Origin of the sequence: Achromobacter sp. Marseille-Q0513 (genome assembly GCF_018195695.1) — a bacterium.
Lineage (GTDB): Bacteria > Pseudomonadota > Gammaproteobacteria > Burkholderiales > Burkholderiaceae_B > Achromobacter.
In genome coordinates this window covers 1-415 of sequence record NZ_JAGTJY010000564.1, presented here as the reverse complement: position 1 = coordinate 415, position 415 = coordinate 1, and the positions used below count along the sequence as shown (strand labels likewise).

1 protein-coding gene is annotated in these 415 nt (G+C 68.2%); it reads left to right on the top strand.

The window, feature by feature from the left end; translation table 11 throughout:
• Positions 1–415, top strand: a 415-nt coding sequence (locus KDH83_RS31770) for a UxaA family hydrolase (RefSeq protein ID WP_212323158.1), incomplete at both ends; no start/stop codon positions are given.

Here is a 415-nt window from a genome sequence, read left to right as displayed (position 1 = left end):
CCCCCGGGCCGACGGCAGGATCGCCACGCGCAACTACATCGGCATCCTGACCAGCGTGAATTGCTCGGCCACGGTGGCGCGCGCGATCGCCGATCACTTCCGGCGCGACATCCATCCCGAGGCCCTGGCCGACTACCCCCATGTCGATGGCGTGGTCGCGCTGACCCATCACAGCGGCTGTGCGATGGACGCGGAGGGCGATGGCCTGAAGATGCTCCAGCGCACGCTGGGCGGCTACGCCTGCCATCCCAACTTCGCCGGCGTGCTGATCATCGGGCTGGGTTGCGAAACCAATCAGATCCCGCGCCTGCTGGCCACGCAGGGTCTCGCCGAGAGTCCGGGCCTGCGGACCTTCACCATCCAGGACAGCGGGGGAACCGTCCACACGATCCGCAAGGGAATCGAGCTGGTCCGG